Annotated in this window: 2 protein-coding genes; both read left to right on the top strand. The window is 66.6% G+C overall.

From position 1 onward, the window contains the following. Positions 1-1,045 (top strand): RNA polymerase sigma factor (locus BIU89_RS06300; protein WP_217642817.1); only part of this gene is annotated, 1,045 nt, incomplete at its 5' end. Positions 1,046-1,286: 241 nt separating this feature from the next. Then, positions 1,287-2,124 (top strand): DUF11 domain-containing protein (locus BIU89_RS18425; protein WP_175474978.1); only part of this gene is annotated, 838 nt, incomplete at its 3' end.

A 2,124-nucleotide genomic window follows, 5' to 3' on the forward strand; every position in this document is an offset into this window, starting at 1 on the left:
CACCCTGGTCGGTGCGGACGACGGTATGGCGCTCGAACAGGTCGACCTCCACCACGAATTCGACCTCGTGAGAGGAGCCCTCGCCACTCTCCCGAAGGAGCAGCAAGCGGTCCTGATCGAGATGACTGTCAACGGGAAGAGACCCGCAGAAGTCTCCACCCTGCTCGGCCGGACGGCGCCATCCGTATCCACCCTTTTTCAGCGTTCCCGGGCCGCATTGAAACGCGCCGTCTTGGTGGTGCTGCTGGAGCAGGGACAAGAAGAATGCCGACGGAACGCGCCAAAGATCCCTGCCGTCCCCGCAGATTCCCCGGATGACTACCCCGGGGGCACCCGCGGGATGGGACACGTGTTCTCCTGCCCCGACTGCCGGAAGCAGTGGGCGGTGTGGGCAAGGATGGGAACCTTGTTCGGGTTCCTGCCGCTACTCACCGTCGCATTCGTGATGCACCGACCGATCGCCGCGTCCGCCGCTACCCAGAAGAACAACCCCAGCACCCACCCCCCGGCACCGCCCGCGCAGTCGGCAGCCCCTTCGGCGGCGCGGGTCGCTGCCGCGCGGCTCACCCCGGCGTCCCGGCTCATCCGGGCCGGGCTGAACCTTGGCAGGGCCCCGGCGGCTTTCTTCCTCGTCGCGACGCTCCTTGGGACCGCCGGAATCGCCGTCGTGGCGGTACCGGCGATCACCGCCGCATCCCACGCGACACAGACTCGTCCGACAGCGGAGCTGACCGTGATGGCAACCCCGGAAGGGTCCTCGACCGCGCTCGACATCCATTTCGATGTCCACGCCCCCACATGGACGGTGAAGAGCTTCACGATCACGCTGCCCGCGGATGTGCACGTCTTGTCTGCGCCGGCCGGGTTTACGTGTAGTCCCTCTTTGGGAGGCGGCACCTGCACCGTCCCTGCCGGTACTGTCGCCGGGACACTATCTGTCACCCGCGGGCCAACCAACCCTGCTGGGAGCAGGTACCGCATTGTGATCATCGCGTCAACAACCACGACGACCGTCACCGGTACCGCCAACGGGAAACTGCCCTAGAGAACTTTTCGCCAGAAGCGACAGATCGTTCCGGGAGTCCCGTCGTAGTGCTCGATGCGTGACGCATCAGAACTGGTTTCGCACGCACCCCCTTGGGTATACGGGGTGTGCGGCCAGAGGAATCCGGCCTTCGGGTGGCCGGTACCGGGGCCAGCTGGCTTGATCACCAGCTGGCCCCGCACACCACTCCCCGAAACCCCGGCACCACCCACCGCGCAGATCACCCGACAAGGACCACCCCATGACCTCGTTCTTCCCCCCGCTGGATGCCAGCGGCAACGTCGCCGTCCCCGGTTCGCGCCGGAAACGTGTCCAGCGCGTCATCTTCGGCAGCGTCGCTGTCGTGATGGCGATGCTGATGGTGGTGTTCCTGGCACCGTCGATGCCGGCGAACGCCGCCGTCGTCCCGGGGTCGCAGGCGGATCTGCAAATCACGGTCTCCGGGCCCAGCTCTGCCAACACGGGAGACGCGTTCACCTACACGGTGGTGATGAATAACAACAGCCTCCCCGACGCCGACGGGGCGGCCTTCACCGACACGTTCTCCGGCGGCGCCAGGAACGTCGCTGCGACCTGCCAAGCCAGTAACGGGGCCGCGTGCCCGGCCTCCCTGGCCGTGTCGAACACCACCGTCTCCGGGACGCTTGGTGCGTTCCCGCACCTGGGACGGGTGGCCATCACCGTCACCGGCAAGTACACCGGAACCAACTCGGTGACGAACACCGCAACGATCGCCCCGCCGACCGGAGTGACCGACCCAGACACGTCCTCGAACACCAGTTTCATCAACACCACTCCGGCCTCGGGTGCGAGCCTCAGCGTGACCAAGAAGACGGACGCCACCAGCATCGCCCCCGGCGGTGCAGCGAAGTACACCGTCACCTACACCAACGACGGCCCCCAAGCGGCCGACGGCGCGACGATCAACGACTTCCTCTACACCCAGAACACCGGCAGCGCGTTCTCCACCTACGACGCCACCGACTTCTCCTGCACCACCACCGGCGGCGCCGTCTGCCCGGACCTCAACAACAGCACCGGCACCAGCACCAGCACCAACTACGGCAGCACGTTCACCA

Origin of the sequence: Curtobacterium sp. MCBA15_005, assembly GCF_001864855.1 — a bacterium.
In the GTDB taxonomy this organism is placed as follows: domain Bacteria; phylum Actinomycetota; class Actinomycetes; order Actinomycetales; family Microbacteriaceae; genus Curtobacterium; species Curtobacterium flaccumfaciens.